This is a genomic window from Terrimonas sp., from assembly GCF_003075435.1.
Taxonomy (GTDB): domain Bacteria; phylum Bacteroidota; class Bacteroidia; order Chitinophagales; family Chitinophagaceae; genus Agriterribacter.
Genome location: NZ_QCZJ01000002.1, coordinates 243,196 through 258,804, shown reverse-complemented (window position 1 = coordinate 258,804; position 15,609 = coordinate 243,196). Strand labels below are relative to the sequence as shown.

The window sequence follows — 15,609 nt, the reverse complement described above, 5'->3', positions numbered from 1 at the left end:
ACATGAATGTAATTAATCTCTTCAGAATAGCGTGGAAAGCGCTGGTGAGAAATAAGCTCAGGGCTTTTCTTACCATGCTTGGTATTATTATAGGTGTTGCTTCTGTAATTACGATGGTTGCAATAGGTGAAGGCTCCAAGCAAAGCATACGCGATCAGTTATCCGGTATGGGTTCTAATATGATCAATATACGCCCGAGCAGCAATGTTACTGTTGGGGGTGGCGCAAGGCTTGGCGCATCAAGCTTACAAACGTTAAAGGTTGAAGATGTTGACGCTATAAAAGAAAAAGTAAATTTTATTACAGCGGTTTCTCCCGGGCTGCAGGCAAGCGGGCAGGTAATAAACGGCGCATTGAACTGGCCCACTACTATACAGGGAGTGTCTCCCGATTACCTGCCTGTAATACGTGAATGGAAAATTAAAGACGGACTGAACTTTACAGAAGAAGATGTGAGAACAATGGCAAAGGTTTGTGTAATAGGGCAAACTATTGTAGATAATATTTTTACAAACGGGCAGAATCCAATAGGGCAAACTATTCGTTTTGGAAAGATTCCGTTGAAGGTAATTGGTGTGCTTGCAGAAAAAGGAGAAAATACTTTTGGGCAGGACCAGGACGATATTATTATAGCGCCGTATACAACAGTACAAAAAAGAATACTGGCTGTGCCTTATGTGCAAACAATTTATGCTTCTGCGGTAAACGAGCAAAGCTCTGATACTGCAACACAGGAAATTACTGCAGTATTACGCAAGCAGCATAAGTTAAAAGGATCTGATGAAGATGATTTTTCAATACGCACACAAGCGGAACTGATCAGCACCATTAGCTCAACAAGCGAATTGCTTACGGTATTGCTGGCGGCAATTGCAGGCATTTCGCTTGTAGTGGGCGGAATTGGTATTATGAATATCATGTATGTTTCAGTAACGGAACGCACAAAGGAAATCGGGCTTCGCATGTCAATAGGCGCAAGGGGGATTGATATACTGTTACAATTTTTGGTGGAAGCAATTCTGATAAGTATTACAGGTGGTATTATTGGTGTGGCACTGGGAATAGGCGCGGCAGAATTGGTGAATGTGTTTATGCAATGGCCTATATTGATATCAGAATCATCCATTATATTGTCATTTATGGTTTGTGCTGTAACAGGTGTGTTTTTCGGATATTATCCTGCACAAAAAGCTGCGAGATTGGATCCTATAGAGGCTTTGAGGTATGAATAGCCGAAATGTAAAAGTAAAAATAGAGGGTGTGAAACGTCAGGGATTTCACTTTTAAAAATAATGATTGCAGCATCGTTCATTTCGAACCCGCCAGCATGAAGATTGAACTAAGAGCATGTTGCGGTGGGAGAGAACTTTTCTCACCGAAGGTAAATCCGTTGGGTAGTAGTACAAATGTTGAGCATTAGCACCAATGCCCGGCAGATTTCTCCCTCGAGTAAGAGTGATTAAAGGATAATGCCCGTGTTGCTCGGTCGAAATGACGGAGAGAGGGTCTATACTTTACTGCCAGCACTAAGGAAAACTGTATAATTATTTAACTTAAAAGCGAAATCCCTGCGTGAAACGTGAAAAGACATAAGTGAATGACATAAAAAATATATTTTGCAAAAATGAAAATGGGTTGGATTAATAAAAGCTGGGTAAAAGTAGTGTTCCACGTAGCTGCCTGGATCATTGTGTTCTCTCTCCCGTTTTTATTACGGCGATACCCGGCTGTTGACACTCCTAAAGACCCGGATGAAAGAGGCTTTTTTCTTGTTAATAATCTTACAGCATTGCTATGGATAGGTGTTTTTTATTTTAACGCCTATATTTTAACACCTGTGTTCATCTACAATAAGAAATACCTGTATTACTTTTTGATCGTTCTGGGGTTATTCGTAGTTATAATGACAGTTCATTCCTGGCTGTTTATATCATTAATTACAGGCAGGGGATTTTTATTGTCAAGATCCATAGGATTTAATATTCCACCATTTATGCTGGCAATTGCTGTTAGCACAGCATACCGCATGATCATCGACAAAAACAAAACCGATAAGTTACTACAACAAAAGCAGGAAGAAAATTTCAAGTCGGAGCTTTCATTTCTTCGCTCACAGGTAAGCCCGCATTTTATGTTCAATGTACTGAACAATATACTTGCATTAGCCCGCCTTAAAAGCGATCAGCTGGAACCTACTATATTCAAACTTTCTACCTTAATGAGGTATATGCTGTATGAAACAGATGAGGAAAGGGTTTCTTTACAAAAGGAAATTGATTACCTGAACAGCTATATTGATTTACAGAAGCAGCGTGTAGGCGGAAAGGTTGAACTTGATGTACATATTCCGCAGGCAGAAGCGTACCAGGAGATAGCCCCCATGCTGTTGATACCTTTTATTGAAAACGCGTTTAAACATGGTACCGGACATATTAAAAACGCGCAGATATACATCAATATGAGTGTAGCGCATGATACGCTTAACTTTGTTGTGCGAAACAGGTATGATGCTTCTGAAACAAATGAAAGCAAAGACAGGACTTCGGGTATTGGTCTGGCCAACGTAATGCGCAGGCTAAATTTATTGTATAAAGAAAAGCATGATCTGCTTATTACAAAAGAAGATGGCTGGTTTGTTGTATCCTTACAAATAAATCTTGTATAAATGCTGAAATGTATAGCAGTAGATGATGAACCGCTTGCTTTGCAACTGATGCAGGATTACATCAGCAAAGTGCCTTACCTGCAACTGGTAACAACATGCGGCGACGCTTTTGAAGCCAACCAGGTATTGCTGGAACAGGAAATTGATCTTGTATTTATTGATATACAAATGCCGGGCTTAACGGGCTTGCAGTTCATAAAAAGCCTTTCGCACAAACCCATGTTTATTTTGGTAACAGCCTACGAAAAATTTGCTTTGGAAAGCTATGATTTAAATGTTGTGGACTATCTCCTAAAACCTGTAGAGCTCTCCCGTTTTATGCAGGCATGCAATAAAGCCAGTGAGCTATACCAGTTAAAGCATAAACAAACGGATGCAGGCAGTGATTACTTTTTTCTGAATGTAGATTACAGCATGGTAAAAATAATGTTCAGTGATATTATGTGGGTAGAAGGATTACGGGATTACCTGAGAATTCACCTTGTTGCCCCTGCAAAACCACTTATCGCCAGGATAAGCATGAAGGCGATAGAAGAAGAGCTGCCGCGGTCTAAATTTATACGTATACACAAATCGTTTATCGTTTCATCAGATCATATTACCGCTGTTAAAAAGAACAGCGTATTTGTGGGTGATATGGAATTGCCGGTTGGGGAAACGTATAAAGAGGTAGTGGAAGTAATTACCGGAAAAAGAAAATAAAAAATGCGATACTGCCTGCCTGCACATTTGTATATACAAGGTAAATTTTAAAAATAACAGATTATATTGCGTTGCCAATATGAAACGATTATGAGAAAGATTGTCCTTTTCGCTTTAGCTACGATCAGCATATTAACTTTTGTACTAACAGGCTGTAAGAAAGAACCAGATAATACTGATAATGCCGGGTACTACCTTAAATTTAAAATGAACGGCAGTTGGGTATTATGGACAAATGCTGTCGCAGAACTTGGTGCAGACCTTGATGATGCCAACAAAACAAATTTTGCTTTTCAGGGTGCAAGCGGCGATATGCGGGAAAGCTTTGGTATAAGCCTGCAGGTTGATGGAACTTCATTAACAGAAGGCACCTATAGTTCAGATAATTATTTTATGCCGGGTGGATATTCTATTACCCGGAACGGCTCAACAAGCTGGTATGATTTGTCTGACAGAGAACCGGTTTCCAAATACTATCTTACCCTTACTACCATAGAACCCGGGGCAATTAAAGGGAGCTTTACCGGTAACTTTTTTGTGAATATGGAAGATGAGAATGATAAAGTTGCTATTACTGAGGGAGAGTTTTATTTGAAGAGAATAAGATAAGCATGTAATACTTACGGGTAAATCTTTACGCTATACCAACTCAATCACCGTAATCTCCGGTAATATACCAACTCGTCCCGGATAACCAATAAATCCATAGCCGCGGTTAATATATAGTTTTTGAGCAGCTTCCTCATATAATCCTGCCCATTGTTTATATACATACTGTACGGGACTCCATTTAAAGCCGGGCACTTCCACGCCAAACTGCATGCCGTGTGTATGTCCGGAAAGCATCAGGTCTATATCTTTATATGTTTCCGTTCTTACTTCCGCATCCCAATGGCTTGGATCGTGGCTCATTAAAATTTTAAAAGGATATTTTTCAGTGCCGGCATATGCCTGATCCAACTTTCCATACTTCGGAAAATTAGCTTTTGCTCCCCAGTTTTCTATACCAAGCAATGCTATTTGCTGCCCGTTCTTTTCCAATGGCACATGCTCATTCATCAGCAAACGCCAGCCCATATCTTTTTGCAGTTGCTTTAACCGTTCCAGGTTTTGTTCTTTGGCTTCTGCGCTTGGCCATGCCCGGTAGTCGCCATAATCATGATTGCCTAAAGTGCTGAATACACCCATAGGCGCGCTTAACTTTGAAAATATATCAGAATAATCATTCATCTCATCAACATGATCATTCACCAGGTCGCCTGTAAATAAAATAATATCCGCGCCTTGTTTCATAATCATATCAATACCATGTGCCACCGCTTTTTTATCGGTAAAGCTGCCGGAATGCACATCGGAAATATGAATAATTTTTAATCCTTTAAACGCTTCAGGAAGATTGGGGAAATTAAGCTGAATTGTTTTTAGATCGTAACGGTATTTATTACGAAATCCCCATAGCAAAGTGCCAAATAATCCTCCTCCTATGCCTAAACCCAGCCAGCTCATAAATACTGAACGTGAAATACCGGCAGCTTTAAATGGTTCTCCGTGAACATACTGGTAAAATAATTTTCCCCCTGCCCATTGCAGTACTCTTCTCAGGTCATCTACAATCAAAAAAATTACCGTAACTGCCTTAGAGAGGAATAACCCGATAAGAATTGAAATAAAATAAGTGCGCAATGCTTTCGGCCAACTTTCAATATTAATATACGGCATTATCAGCAGGGTTATAACTGCCCCTGCACTAAAAAGCCAGTATATTCCAAAAACTATAAGTTTTACTTTAGGAGAAGTATGCTGTATTACCACTTTCAGCGCCTGAAAAACATACAGGTCTATCAGCAACATGATTATGATTAAAATCCATGAACCGGAAAAACGACGCATATATTAATTTGAAATTTAAGATTTGAGATTTGAGATACTTCAGAATTTTATAAACTCGTCCAGTTGATCATTGATCGCCCTTAATGTGGCAGGATCTTCAATATTATACTCAGTATTAAATAATTTATTTACCACAGAAATAGGAAGCTTATTGTGGTATACATGCATCTTTAAATAATGCAGTACACCTGTTAAATGTTCCATTCCTCTTAAATTTCCCGCCCTTCCGGTAGATACGCCGGTAAGCAATGCTTTTTTACCCCACCAAACTTTCTCAATAGTGGTGTTATCCATCATTGCTTTCAGTACTCCGGGAAAGCTGCCGTTATATTCCGGCGTAACAAAAATAAACTTGGTGGTAGGTATCAATACCTCTTTCTCTAATTTAACCAGGGCCTCGCTCCTGCTTATTACATCAAGATTTTCCAGTGTAATAAATTTTGGTTCAATTCCCTTTGCTTTTAGAATATTTTCATATTGTCTTGCCACTCTTATGGTATTACTTCCCGGCCGGTTAGTGCCTGAAATAATGGTGTATATATCTGATTGCATGTATCTGAATGAATTGTTCCTTTTAATTTTACGCCGAAACAGTATTTTTGCCCGGGCTATGGTTGAAACCCGGTATGCTGCAAAGATAATCCTGTTTCAACCATCAGTATCAAATAACAATAGTATATTATAATCATGCATTTCACATCATACGGACATTCCTGCTTTTCTGTAATAATAAAGCACAAAAAAATTCTTTTCGATCCTTTCATCACATACAATGAACTGGCTAAAGGAATTGATGCAGCATCTGTTGAAGCAGACTATATATTTCTTTCTCACGGGCATGAAGATCATATAGCTGACTGTGTTGCCATTGCTACACGTACCGGCGCCAAAGTGGTTTGCAGCTTTGAAATTCATATGTGGCTTAACAGGCAGGGCGTAACCAATACCCACCCTATGAACACCGGTGGTAAATGGAGTTTTGACTTTGGGGTGGTAAAATGTGTAACGGCTCATCATTCAAGCGGACTGCCTGATGGTACTTATGGCGGTAACCCGATGGGATTTGTTTTTACAAGCGAAGAAGGCAATTTTTATTATAGCGGCGATACGGCGCTTACCCTTGATATGCAGTTAATACCCCAGTACACCGCCCTTAATTTTTCGGTATTGCCCATTGGCGACAATTTCACGATGGATGCAGCAGACGCTGTTCAGGCAGCGAAATTTATTCAATGCCGCAAAATAATTGGCGTTCATTATGATACATTCGGTTATATAAAGATTGATCACGAAGCGGCGAAGCAGCTGTTTGCGGAGCAGGGACTACAGTTATACCTGCTTTCGCCGGGCGAATCAATGGAATTATAGCAAACCTCTTTATATATTGTACATAATATCTGGCAAAAAACACCCGATAAAAGTCTACATTTGCCCATTGACAACCATAACATATTAAGTTTTATATTAGTATAATTATATCCGTAACATAAATTATGGCAAGAATAATAGGTATAGCCAATCAAAAAGGCGGGGTGGGAAAAACAACCACGGCTATAAATTTAGCCGCGAGTTTTGCTGTGCTGGAAAAGAAAACGCTTCTTGTAGATGCTGATCCGCAGGCAAATAGCACAACGGGTACCGGCTTTGATTTGCACAACATCCAGAAGAGTTTATACGACTGCATGGTAAATGATGTACCGGCGCGGGATGTTATTCTGAAATCAGAAATTCCTTTTCTAGATGTAATGCCTTCACATATTGACCTTGTAGGTGCGGAAATTGAGATGATCAATTATCCCAACCGTGAAAATGTATTGAAGCATATTCTTGAGCCGGTTAAAAATGACTATGATTTCATAGTGGTAGACTGCTCTCCTTCTTTAGGATTGATAACGGTAAATGCATTAACTGCCGCTGATAGTGTGGTTGTGCCTGTGCAAACAGAATTTTTTGCCCTTGAGGGATTAGGGAAATTGCTCAATACTATAAAAATTGTACAGAGCAGGCTGAATCCTGAACTGGTAATAGAAGGTATCCTGATGACAATGTATGACGGTCGCCTCAGGTTATGTAACCAGGTAGTGAATGAAGTAAGACAGCATTTTGAGGAAATGGTTTTTGATACTATTATACATCGTAATACAAGATTAAGTGAAGCGCCCAGTGTTGGCAAGCCTGCTATTTTATATGATGCTGAAAGTAAAGGTTCCATCAACTATCTCAATCTTGCCAAGGAAATATTGCAGCGCAATAACATGACCCAGATACCACAGGATGAAAGAATTTTAACTCTTGACAATGAGCACACCCAATAATAAAAAGGACGCCCTCGGAAAAGGCATCCGCTCTCTTTTGCAAAGTATTGACTCAGATCTGAAAACAAGCGGCGGAGATCATCTTAAATCAGGTGTTGTAGAAAAAGCTACAACTACATTACGTATTCCGGTTGAGCAGATTGAACCCAATCCCAAACAGCCGCGCCGCGATTTTGACGAAAAAGCTTTACAGGAATTAGCAGAATCGATAAAACTGCACGATATTATTCAGCCGCTTACCGTTGCTAAAATTGCAGGTGCTGAAAAATACAGGTTAATTGCAGGAGAAAGAAGATGGAGGGCTTCAAAGCTTGCCGGTATTAAAGATGTGCCGGTATATATACGCCAGGCAAACGATCAGCAATTGCTTGAACTGGCCCTGCTCGAAAACTTACAAAGAGAAAATCTTAATTCCATTGAAATTGCGCTCAGCTATAAGCGCATGATGGAAGAGCTGGCTTATACGCAGGAGCAGGTAGCTGAAAGAATGGGTAAAGAAAGAAGTACGGTTACAAATTACATACGTTTATTAAAACTGCCGCCGGATATACAGGTTGCTGTCCGCAACAACGTGATAAGCATGGGGCATGCCCGCGCCATAATTAATGTAGATAATGTAGAGCAGCAGTTATACATTTTTAATGAGATAAAGAATAAAGGGCTTTCTGTAAGGCAAACAGAAGACCTGGTAAGAAATCTTTACAAAAATGCGCCTGTTAAAAAATCGGTAAAAGCCACGCTGGCCGCGCCATTCAAAAAAATTGAAGATACCTTGGCCTCTCATTACGGCACCCGCGTAAAAATGCAGCATAGCAAAAAGGGAAATGGCTCTATAACCATTGAATATTTTTCGGTGCAGGAACTTAATGCTATTCTTGAGAAAATGCAGGTATCTGCCGGATGAGTAACTGCAATTATGCGTAGCTATCATTTCCTACTTTATTGTTGTTTTTTGTTGACAATCGGGCGTGTAAACGCGCAGCAGGATACTTTGCCTGGATCACGGGATACCTTACCAAAAATAGCTGCCGATACATTGCATAAAGACAGTGTGATTGTGACCCATGCTCCGTCTATCAAAAGCGATAGCCTGGCAAAGCTGAAAATTGATACTGCAAAAAAAATAAACCCTGCAAAAAGAGCAGCATTATTATCCGCTATTTTGCCCGGCGCAGGTCAGGCTTATAACAAAAAGTACTGGAAGATGCCGATTGTTTATGGCGCACTTGCCATACCGGTATATACGTTTACAGATAACCTGAAATGGTTTAACCGGACGAGGTTTGCTTACAACACATTATATAGCATGATGAATTTAGGTGACTCATCGGGCTATGAAAGTGTATATCCGCAACTTAAACCATTTGTGGATGCGAGAGACCAGGCAGGATTAAAAAATTACCGTAGTGAATTCAGAAAGAACGTAGACTATTCTGTACTTGCATTTATTGCATTGTGGGGATTACAAGTGATGGATGCAGCCGTTGACGGGCATCTCAGAGATTTTAATGTAAGTGATGATCTTAGCATACAGTTAAAACCAGGCCTCTCTCCTATGGCAAATACTGCGGGACTGAGCATCGTATTCAATATTGGTAAAAATCATATAGCTTCCACCTCACCGCCACGCCGCAAAACGCCTATATTTGCCAACTAAAAAAAACGCATGAAAATAGCTTTGATAGGTTACGGAAAAATGGGGCATGCCATTGAAGAAATTGCGCTGCAACGTAAGCATGAAATCGTGCTGAAAATTTCAATTGATAACCTGGAAGATAATACGATTGAAAATATCCGGAAAGCAGATGTAGCTATTGAATTTACCGGCCCGGAAAGTGCGTTTGAAAATATCAATAAATGCTTTGAAGCAGGTGTGCCTGTTGTAAGTGGCTCAACCGGTTGGCTTAAGCAATATGAAGAAGCCGTTTGGAATTGTAAAGAACAGAATGGAGCTTTTTTATATGCCAGCAATTTCAGTATAGGTGTAAATATATTTTTCGAGATCAATAAAAAACTTGCAAAGCTGATGGCTTCACAGGCTGAGTATGAACCATCATTAGAAGAAATACATCATACCCAAAAACTTGATGCACCCAGTGGTACAGCTATTACACTGGCGGAGCAAATACTGGAAGTAAGCCCCTTTAAAAAACAATGGGTGTTGAATAAAGCGGAAAAGAAAACCGACCTGGTGATTGAAAGCAAACGTATAGATCCGGCGCCAGGCACCCATATCATCACATACAAATCAGCTATAGACGATATTGAAATAAAACATACAGCCCATAACCGGTCCGGTTTTGCCTTAGGCGCTGTTTTAGCCGCTGAATTTATTTATGGAAGAAAGGGCATTTTTAATATGCAGGATGTGCTGGGTTTATAACAGTTATTGATTTTTTCCCGTTGCTGCACAATTTCCCGGGAAAATCAATGCTTCTTTTTGCCTGCAAATTTTTTTTCCCCGGCTTCTATCTTAATATCCAGCTTATTTTCATCCGGTGGCTTTGGGCAGGAGTAGCCGGCGCTATAAGCACAGTATGGATTATATGCTTTGTTAAAATCAATAATCACCATTCCGTTTGCAAAGTCCTTTACCGAAAGATCAATATACCTCCCGCCTGTGTAAGTATCTTCACCGTTTGTTTTATCAGTAAAAGGTAAAAACAAATAGTCAACATATTGTGGGTTGCCGGATAGAGCGGTGCTTCTGTATACCGTAAGCTTCACAGGTTGATCTTTTAGCAAAAATTCTAGCACTGCATATCTTGTATACTCTCTTCCCGTTCCGCTGAATACAGGCATTATAAAGCCGGGAGCAGAAGGTAAAATTTCCACTTTCGCTGTAACCCTGTATGTGCTGTCGGCATCATAAAAACGCAGCAATTTCAGGTCTGATTTGTTTAATGGTGAATGGTTGTCCTTCAGGAATTCCGCTTTATATGTATTGCGGAATGCCGCCAACTGTGTTTTATAATCCTGACTAAAACACGGCAAGCTTATTATCAATATTAAAACCAGGAAATACTTCATAGTATTGGTGCTTTTTAATTTACCAAGTTAGGTATTATGCAGCATTGAAGGTTAAGAGTTATTCTGCATTTTTCCTGAGTTTTACTTCTGCCGGCATCTGTTCTCTCATACCGGTTATAAAAATATGCACCTGTATGAAGAACACCAATAAAAAATAAGGGTCATCAGAAATATATCGAAGCACAAAATTGATTAAGGGTCTACAATCCCACGTTCTGTTATAAGGGTAATAAGATTGACAATTAGGTTCTCCGCGGAGTCTCAACTCCGAGCCTTTTGTGCGTGAGCTGGACTCTGCGAGGGGTACTCATCATCTTTGTTTCGTCAAATCTACATCATCTTTACATGGCAGCAGTTTTAATTACAATCTTTGATGCCCCGTCTACCGCAGAGTCCTGCCAACGCACATTGCCCGGAGGAGAGACTTCGCGGAGAACGCTCGCTCTTTAAGCGCTAATGTTTACAAAACTCTGCGATGAAAAAAAGATTGACAATTTTTGCTATTGTTGTTGATTTTGGGCGAAGATCTGCGTTTCCCTCCTCCCGGTAGTTTAGCAATCCGGGGCTTATTAACACGTCTGCATTAACATATATACTAAGCGCCCTTGCATATCAATAACTGTGAAATTTTTACATTTACATAATTCCTCCTAAATTGCCGTATGCTTTCTAAAAAGACCCAATATGCATTTAAGGCGCTTATGTATATGGCGCAGGCTGAGAAAGACGGGCCTATACTTATTGCCGAAATATCCCGTAAGAAAAAAATACCCCTTAAATTCCTGGAAAATATTCTGCTGGAGCTTAAAAATGTGGGCATCCTTGACAGTAAAAAAGGCAAAGGCGGAGGCTACTTTTTCAAAGAACGCCCTGCAGATATTACATTAGCCCGCATTATGCGGCTGCTGGATGGGCCAATAGCACTATTACCCTGCGTTAGCCTTAACTTTTATGAGCGATGTAAAAACTGCGATGAAAAGAATTGTGCCCTGCGCGATACGCTTATACTGGCACGTGATGCAACATTAAGAATACTTGAAAAAAAGACGGTGGCCGATCTTATATGATCAGGATTGCTTACCCCATCCCCACTTTAAAAAATAAGGCATTGCTTTAGCCCAGGTTGGCACATCATGCTTTCCATCGGCTAATTCAAGATATGCTATATCCTTCCCTAAACTATATCCTTTTAGCTTAAGCTCTTCTATTAATCCCATGGTATCATCAATAGAATCAATAATACCGTTATTATTCCTGTCAGCCGTTTCATCCTGCGTGCCGGTTTCAAAAAAGAATCTGAGCCAGGGGTAATAGGTTCCTTTCCTTATCTGCGCATGCATAATACGATCGGTTTCTTCTACATAACCATCATCCAGCGCTTTGGTTCGCCACCAGAGTGAACCGCTGAAAACGCCAACATTTAAAAATTCGGCAGGATGATTCCAAACAATATCTATGGCAGAAAGTCCACCCAGTGAAAAGCCTGCAAAGGACTTATTTTTAAAATATGTAATCCCGGTTTGCCTGTGTATAAAAGGTAATAATTCGCTAAAGATAAACCTGGTATACAAAGCTGCCTTTGCCCCGCGACCTTTAAAATCAGGAATATAAGCAGTGCCGTATTCATTCTTGCGGTCTTCACCACAATGTATCCCGATACATAAGACTTCCTCTATTTCATTGGTTTTGTAAAGTCCTGAGAGTATTTCAGCAAGCCCAAGCGTTTCCATATCCTGCCCGTCATTTATCAGTAATAAACTCGTTTTCCCTTCCGCAATATTATTGGGAAGAAAAAAATCCATCTTTACTTCTCTTTTCAAAAAGGCAGATTGAAGGGTATAATTTTCTACAGGTATGGCTATATTGTCTATCATATCAAAAAATACAAACTTAAAATATAACGGAAAGATCACAAGAAAAATGTATCTGAACCGGGTAAAATAAAGAATATGATGGTTTAAAACAGATTTTGTTGGGCAGAATTATTAATTGCTTATCTTACTATTCATTACCATTTGTTCTAACCAGCCGCTTAAAACCGGCTTAAATATGAAATATGAAGAAAATAGGAATACTGCATGGAAAAGAAAGATCTTTTCCCAAAGCATTTGTTGAAAGGATCAATAGTAAGAATCCGGATGGCATTATTGCAGAACCGGTAAGTATAGATAAAGTAATTCAGGGTGAATCAAGCGGTTACGCGGTTATTGTAGACCGTATATCGCAGGATGTGCCTTTTTACCGGGCATTTCTCAAGAACGCGGCTATAAGCGGAACCGCGGTTATCAATAATCCATTCTGGTGGAGCGCTGATGAAAAGTTTTTTAATAATGCGCTGGCTATAAAAATCGGGGTGCCTGTTCCTAAAACCGTTATTTTACCTTCAAGAGAATTGCCAACAGATACTTCTGATGAATCATTTTCCAACCTTGCTTATCCACTGGATTGGGAAGGTATTTTCAGGTATGTTGGCTTTCCGGCTTATATGAAACCTTTTGCCGGCGGCGGCTGGAAAAATGTATACAGGCTCGACAGCATCGAAGATTTTTTTGACAAACATGGCGAAACCGGGCAATTGGTAATGCTGCTGCAGGAAGAAATTGTTTTTGAGGAATATTACCGCTGCTATTGTATTGGTGGCAAATATGTGCGCATCATGCCTTACGAACCGAGAAACCCGCATCACCTGCGCTATGAAAGCAGTTTTAAGCCATCGCCTGAAAGATACCGGCAGATGGAAGAAATTGTTTTGCGTATTAATAAATATCTTGGTTACGATTTTAATACCGTTGAATTAGCGGTGAGGAACGGCGTGCCCTATGCAATAGATTTTTGTAACCCGGCACCTGATGCTGAGCGCACAAGTGTAGGTGAGGAAAACTTTGAATGGGTAGTTGAAACCGCAGCCAATTATGCTATTGAAAGGGCTGTACATTACAAAGAAGGTCTTGACAATCTTACCTGGGGAGAATACATAAAAAGAAGCGCTGATAAATTACCATTAGCTTGATCATAACAATATAAATACCTAATAACGACCCATATGGCTAATCTGAATTATAAGCAATTCACTGTAGGAGTTGAGGAAGAGTATATGGTAATAGACCCACATACTTTTGAATTGAAAAGTCATGAGCAGAAAATTGTTTCTGAGGGACAGAAAATGATAAAAGATAAAGTAAAAGCTGAAATGCACCAGGCTGTGGTTGAGGTGGGTACTGATATTTGTGAAGATGTTGACGCTGCTCATAATGATGTTTCTCTTTTACGAAAAACCATTGCTGAAATAGCAGGCGGGCTTGGGCTGGCGATGGGCGCTGCAGGAACGCATCCCTTCAGCGCATGGGAAAGCCAGTTGATTACCGATAATATACGCTATCATGAAATAGTGAATGAAATGCAGGATGCCGCGAGAAGCAACCTGATTTTCGGCTTGCATGTGCATGTTGGTATGGAAAGCAGGAAGATGGCTGTTCACATCGCGAATTCCGCACGATATTTTCTGCCGCATGTTTTTGCATTAAGCACCAATTCGCCTTTTTGGGAAGGCAGGTTTACTGGCTTTAAATCATTCCGCACAAAAGTATTTGATAAGTTTCCGCGCACAGGTATACCTGACTTTTTTGAAAGTATTGAAGCTTATGATAATTATGTAAACCTCCTGATAAAAACAAACTGCATTGATAATGCCAAAAAAATATGGTGGGACTTAAGGGTTCACCCGTTTTTTAATACCGTGGAATTCCGGATTTGCGATGTTCCGCTAACAGTGGATGAAACCATTGCTATCACCGCTTTATTTCAGGCCATCTGCGCAAAGCTATATAAGTTGCGTACGGAAAATATGAACTTTATCCAGTACTCACGGGCACTGGTAAACGAAAATAAATGGCGCGCCAGCAGGTATGGACTGGATGGTCATTTAATTGATTTTGGAAAAGAAGAAGAGGTAAATACAAGAGTATTGATTTATGAGCTGCTGGATTTTGTTGATGATATAGTAGATAACTTAGGATCGCGGCATCGCCTGGCTAATGTGCAAAAAATAATTGAGAAAGGCACAGGTGCCGACAGGCAGCTTGATGTATACAATAATACGCAACAGCTACCCGCGGTTGCTCAGTTTATCAATAGTCAGTTTCTTTCAGCATTATAATGGAGTAAGTATTTATCCAGGCTATCTTTCCAATATGGAATATCAATTCCGTAATCAGTTTCAATTTTCGAAGTATCCAGCACAGAGAACACCGGCCTTTTCGCAGGTGTGGGGTATGAAGATGTTGGAATAGGATTTACCTTACAATTACTGTTTATTTTCTGCTGAATGCCAACAGCAAACTCATACCAGTTTATTATTCCTTTATTGCTGTAATGATAGATGCCCGGTATCCATTTTTTATGCGCTGCTATATGGAGTATGGCTTGCGCAAGATCAATGGCATAGGTAGGAGATCCTGTTTGATCATTAACTACATTGATCTCGTCTCTTTGATTCATCAGGCTGAGCATCGTTTTCACAAAATTCTTTCCATACGAACTATACACCCACGACGTACGGATAATTACCGATGCAGGATTGTTTTGCAGGGCAAGCTTCTCTCCTTCTGCTTTAGACGCGCCATAGGCGTTAACAGGGTCTACCGGATCGCTTTCTTTATATGCTGAAGAAGCGTTGCCTTTAAAAACATAATCTGTAGAAATATGGATAAACCTTGTTTGATATTGCTTACATAATAAAGCCAATTCCCCAACACCATCGGCATTTATCTTATACGCGGTCTCCTTTTCAGATTCCGCTTTATCAACAGCAGTATATGCAGCACAGTTAATACATACATCAGGTTTGACTGACGCAAATGCGGCTTTCATTGTTTCAGTATCATCAAGCGCAAATACAGGTCGGGAATAAAAGAAAAATTCGAATTCAGTAAACAGTGAAGATATTTCCTGTATGCATTTCCCTAATTGACCTGAAGAACCTGTGACCAATATCTTTAACCTGCTCAT

At 40.0% G+C, this 15,609-nt stretch carries 17 protein-coding genes; 12 read left to right on the top strand and 5 right to left on the bottom strand.

Going from position 1 to position 15,609, the window contains the following annotated elements:
* Nucleotides 1-2 precede the first annotated feature (2 nt).
* The 4 genes from DC498_RS03770 (at nt 3) to DC498_RS03755 (ending at nt 3,976) form a co-directional block, all read left to right on the top strand.
* The gene (locus tag DC498_RS03770) at nt 3-1,232 is read left to right on the top strand and encodes an ABC transporter permease (RefSeq protein ID WP_116872792.1); all 1,230 of its coding nucleotides are present in this window, start codon (nt 3-5) and stop codon (nt 1,230-1,232) included.
* Nucleotides 1,233-1,630: 398 nt separating this feature from the next.
* Nucleotides 1,631-2,665, top strand: coding sequence for a sensor histidine kinase (locus tag DC498_RS03765; RefSeq protein WP_240627844.1), 1,035 nt, complete (start codon nt 1,631-1,633; stop codon nt 2,663-2,665).
* Complete coding sequence (locus DC498_RS03760) at nt 2,666-3,367, top strand: LytR/AlgR family response regulator transcription factor (protein ID WP_116872790.1); 702 nt, start codon at nt 2,666-2,668, stop codon at nt 3,365-3,367.
* Between the two features lie 90 nt (nt 3,368-3,457).
* The gene (locus tag DC498_RS03755; RefSeq protein WP_116872789.1) at nt 3,458-3,976 is read left to right on the top strand and encodes a hypothetical protein; all 519 of its coding nucleotides are present in this window, start codon (nt 3,458-3,460) and stop codon (nt 3,974-3,976) included.
* A gap of 30 nt (nt 3,977-4,006) precedes the next feature.
* Here DC498_RS03755 and DC498_RS03750 read toward each other — a convergent pair whose 3' ends face one another.
* Together DC498_RS03750 and DC498_RS03745 are read right to left on the bottom strand one after the other, a co-directional pair.
* A complete protein-coding gene (locus tag DC498_RS03750) occupies nt 4,007-5,257 on the bottom strand; it encodes a metallophosphoesterase (protein ID WP_116872788.1) in 1,251 nt (416 codons plus the stop codon).
* Between the two features lie 39 nt (nt 5,258-5,296).
* Complete coding sequence (locus tag DC498_RS03745) at nt 5,297-5,809, bottom strand: NADPH-dependent FMN reductase (RefSeq protein WP_116872787.1); 513 nt, start codon at nt 5,807-5,809, stop codon at nt 5,297-5,299.
* A 135-nt stretch (nt 5,810-5,944) separates the two neighbouring features.
* Here DC498_RS03745 and DC498_RS03740 point away from each other — a divergent pair, with 135 nt between their 5' ends.
* The 5 genes from DC498_RS03740 (at nt 5,945) to dapB (ending at nt 9,955) form a co-directional block, all read left to right on the top strand.
* Nucleotides 5,945-6,625, top strand: a complete 681-nt coding sequence (locus tag DC498_RS03740) for a metal-dependent hydrolase (protein ID WP_116872786.1) — start codon at nt 5,945-5,947, stop codon at nt 6,623-6,625.
* A 125-nt stretch (nt 6,626-6,750) separates the two neighbouring features.
* On the top strand, nt 6,751-7,572 hold the full coding sequence (locus tag DC498_RS03735; protein WP_116872785.1) for a ParA family protein: 822 nt from the start codon (nt 6,751-6,753) through the stop codon (nt 7,570-7,572).
* The gene (locus DC498_RS03730; protein WP_116872784.1) at nt 7,556-8,476 is read left to right on the top strand and encodes a ParB/RepB/Spo0J family partition protein; all 921 of its coding nucleotides are present in this window, start codon (nt 7,556-7,558) and stop codon (nt 8,474-8,476) included. Before DC498_RS03735 ends, DC498_RS03730 begins: the two co-directional genes overlap by 17 nt.
* Nucleotides 8,477-8,524: 48 nt before the next feature.
* A complete protein-coding gene (locus DC498_RS03725; protein WP_133176753.1) occupies nt 8,525-9,229 on the top strand; it encodes a DUF5683 domain-containing protein in 705 nt (234 codons plus the stop codon).
* A gap of 9 nt (nt 9,230-9,238) precedes the next feature.
* Nucleotides 9,239-9,955, top strand: coding sequence for a 4-hydroxy-tetrahydrodipicolinate reductase (gene dapB, locus DC498_RS03720; RefSeq protein WP_116872782.1), 717 nt, complete (start codon nt 9,239-9,241; stop codon nt 9,953-9,955).
* Nucleotides 9,956-9,999: 44 nt separating this feature from the next.
* Here dapB and DC498_RS03715 read toward each other — a convergent pair whose 3' ends face one another.
* Entirely contained in the window at nt 10,000-10,602 is a 603-nt protein-coding gene (locus tag DC498_RS03715; RefSeq protein WP_116872781.1) for a DUF1684 domain-containing protein, read from the bottom strand.
* 662 nt (nt 10,603-11,264) lie between these two features.
* Between DC498_RS03715 and DC498_RS03710 the strand changes: the two genes are divergently transcribed.
* A complete protein-coding gene (locus DC498_RS03710; protein WP_116872780.1) occupies nt 11,265-11,669 on the top strand; it encodes an RrF2 family transcriptional regulator in 405 nt (134 codons plus the stop codon).
* Here the strand turns inward: DC498_RS03710 and DC498_RS03705 are convergent, their stop codons facing one another.
* Complete coding sequence (locus DC498_RS03705) at nt 11,670-12,476, bottom strand: alpha/beta hydrolase (protein ID WP_116872964.1); 807 nt, start codon at nt 12,474-12,476, stop codon at nt 11,670-11,672.
* 182 nt (nt 12,477-12,658) lie between these two features.
* On the opposite strand from DC498_RS03705, the gene DC498_RS03700 reads away from it, so the two are divergent.
* Both DC498_RS03700 and DC498_RS03695 read left to right on the top strand, forming a co-directional pair.
* The gene (locus DC498_RS03700; protein ID WP_116872779.1) at nt 12,659-13,612 is read left to right on the top strand and encodes an ATP-grasp domain-containing protein; all 954 of its coding nucleotides are present in this window, start codon (nt 12,659-12,661) and stop codon (nt 13,610-13,612) included.
* 33 nt (nt 13,613-13,645) lie between these two features.
* On the top strand, nt 13,646-14,758 hold the full coding sequence (locus DC498_RS03695) for a carboxylate-amine ligase (protein ID WP_116872778.1): 1,113 nt from the start codon (nt 13,646-13,648) through the stop codon (nt 14,756-14,758).
* Here DC498_RS03695 and rfbD read toward each other — a convergent pair.
* Nucleotides 14,737-15,609 carry a dTDP-4-dehydrorhamnose reductase gene (gene rfbD / locus DC498_RS03690; protein ID WP_116872777.1) on the bottom strand — a complete coding sequence of 291 codons (873 nt, stop codon included), beginning with the start codon at nt 15,607-15,609 and terminating at the stop codon, nt 14,737-14,739. The two genes, DC498_RS03695 and rfbD, sit on opposite strands and share 22 nt — an antisense overlap.